Here is a 2,482-nt window from a genome sequence, read left to right as displayed (position 1 = left end):
CTACATGACTGCCGTATCACACGAAATGTCGGATGAACCAAAAATAGCAAAAGCATCTCCCGAACTTTGCACCATATTCAAATTCTAAGAGCAATGGATGTTATTACAATCGATAGCAAAGCCTACCATGAACTGATGGGGAAGATAGAGAAAATCCTTCGGTATGTAGAGAAAGAGGAAAAGGCAAAGGCGGAGTATGAGAACCGCCTCGTTACCAATGATGAGTTAGCCGAAATACTCGGTATCAGTAAGCGCACGCTTCAGCGGTTACGCAGCGCAGAGAGAATCAATTACAAGCTGATTTATGGGCGTTGCTACTACGACCTGCACGACATTGAGGAAGCGATACATAACAGAAGCCTCTATTGTAACCCGAAAAATATGGAAGAGCTACGGCATAACTTCGAACTTAAAAGCAGGAGGATAGAGGATGGAACTATTGGATAGAGAGACTTTCCTTGAATGGATGGACCGCCTCATGAAGCGTTTCGATGACTTGAAACGGACGACTCCCGACATACCTCAACGTCCGATGATAGACGGAGAACCACTACTGGATAATCAAGAGGTGTGCATGATGCTTCAAATCAGCAAGCGAACCCTGCAACGATACCCTCCTAGATTCCGCAAGTTCGCAGAGGTGTAAAAGTTAAAGGGTGAGAAATCGCATGATTTCTCACCCTTTTTTGTTGATTTTTGGTATCTTTATTCTATCATAAACAACTGATATTCAAACACAAACAGCTTAATAAAAGCTTTGTTAAGCATGACAAAGATACAAGTGATTTCTGAGAAAACCCAAAGATTTGGGGGATTAAATCTCATTCATGACTCTAAGGACTTCCAAAGGCTCCTTGAGCTTTTGGATAGCACGCTTGGTGTAAGAAGCTCTAGGGGTGGAGGATACTCCTTCTCCGAAGTAATTAATTCGTTATATCTCAGCATATTATCTGGTGGCACATGTATTGAGGACATCAATTCTCTGGTACCGGAGCTTGCCCAGCACCCTTCAGTCAAGGCTCCTAGTGCTGATACGATATTGAGAACTTTCAAGAAACTTGCTGTCCGTAATGAGGTAGTCACTTCTGATAGATCTGGAATAGGTTATCACTTTAATCGTAATGACCAGTTAAATAACCTCTTGGTTAAGGGAACAGCGGCTCTTGGGCTATTGGACAAGCAGTGTGACTTTGACTATGACAATCAGATTATTGAGACGGAAAAGCAGGATGCCCTTTGGACTTACAAGGAGGTAAAAGGGTATGCCCCAGGGATTGCTTTTGCCAATGGTCATCCTATTTACATTGAGGGTAGAGATGGCAATGCGAGTGTAGTATTTGACCAAGCTACTACTTTGAGGCATGCTTATGAATCTCTTAAGAAAGAGGGGGTTAGGGTAAAGAGGTCTCGCATGGATGCGGGGTCATACTCCAAGGAGGTGATCTCTGTGGTGGAGGAGTACTCTGATACCTTCTACATTCGCTCAAAGCAGACGCCTTACTACAACTCACTTGTCAATGAGAGTACTAGTGGATGGAGACGGATAAAGCTTCTTGGTAGCAATGGAGATTTGAGACGATTGGATGTGAGGTCTGTAGAAACGGACGAGTTTATCAAGGGCAAGACCTATCGTGTGGTGCTTTATCGCTACGAGGATGGATGGGCGCAAGATACTATGTTTCAGGAGGACGAGGAGATGAAGTATCGCTACTTTGGAATCATTACCAATGACTTTGAGAGTAGCGAGGAGGAGATTGTAAAGTACTACAATAGGCGTGGCTCCATTGAGCGGGTATTTGATCAGCTTAATAATGACTTTAATTGGTCGCATCTCCCCAGCTCGGACATGAATCAAAATACTGTGTTTATGCTCCTTACAGCCCTGTTACGCAACTTCTACACGAAGTATGTCGCTGACCTCTCCTTGACTACTGGCAATCTTATCAGTAAAAGAAGCAGACTGAAGGCCTTTATCTTTCAATTCGTCGCTTGTCCAGCTCAGTGGGTAAAGGATAAAACGGGAGATGTGCTACGACTGTTTGGTTTGACCCGATTGCAGCAGAGATATGTAGAACGATTATATGCAATATATTGTAAATCAAACAAATAAAAAAAACAGATCCCTGAGGTGATAACTAGACCTTAGGACAGTAGTTATGCCCGAACAGCAAGAAATTTAACAATTGAAGCAATATGGACACCTCTTAGACAGTCAAAATACCAGTGTTCCCCTCTGCCACAACAAAAAAATAGAGTTAGTGGCAGAAAAATCAAGTAGAGCTGAATGGAAAAAGCACAAACAGAGCTACTCAAATGATATCAAACCTTTACCTGCGGAATCTAGCCCAAGTTTGACCCCTGTCGGAGTGTAAGTGACTGTTATTAGAGTTGTTGTCTTTTTTTTAAAGAGTTACTGTGTACTACAAATTTTGATTTTTCTAAATGGGTGGGTTTTATAGTTTAGGGCTTGGTAGATTTTTCT

At 42.5% G+C, this 2,482-nt stretch carries 2 protein-coding genes and 1 pseudogene; all 3 read left to right on the top strand.

Annotation, left to right across the window (positions count from 1 at the left end; all coding sequences use genetic code 11):
• Positions 1–93 precede the first annotated feature (93 nt).
• Positions 94–447, top strand: coding sequence for a helix-turn-helix transcriptional regulator (locus A3GG_RS0101420; RefSeq protein ID WP_018357553.1), 354 nt, complete (start codon positions 94–96; stop codon positions 445–447).
• Positions 431–613 (top strand): annotated as a pseudogene (locus A3GG_RS13285) (helix-turn-helix domain-containing protein); the annotation flags it as partial. The gene A3GG_RS0101420 and the pseudogene A3GG_RS13285, both read left to right, overlap by 17 nt.
• A 153-nt stretch (positions 614–766) precedes the next feature.
• On the top strand, positions 767–2,110 hold the full coding sequence (locus tag A3GG_RS11560) for an IS1380 family transposase (RefSeq protein WP_018357551.1): 1,344 nt from the start codon (positions 767–769) through the stop codon (positions 2,108–2,110).
• Positions 2,111–2,482: the final 372 nt, after the last annotated feature.

Origin of the sequence: Porphyromonas levii DSM 23370 (assembly GCF_000379925.1) — a bacterium.
GTDB classification, from domain to species: Bacteria; Bacteroidota; Bacteroidia; order Bacteroidales; family Porphyromonadaceae; genus Porphyromonas_A; species Porphyromonas_A levii.
The sequence above is the reverse complement of the archived record's forward strand: the minus strand, read 5'-3'. Positions and strand labels throughout refer to the sequence as shown.

Excerpts from the sequence above, each read along its gene's own strand:
- A3GG_RS11560 (WP_018357551.1), top strand. The coding sequence starts at position 767 with ATGACAAAGATACAAGTGATTTCTGAGAAAACCCAAAGATTTGGGGGA.
- A3GG_RS0101420 (WP_018357553.1), top strand. The coding sequence starts at position 94 with ATGGATGTTATTACAATCGATAGCAAAGCCTACCATGAACTGATGGGG.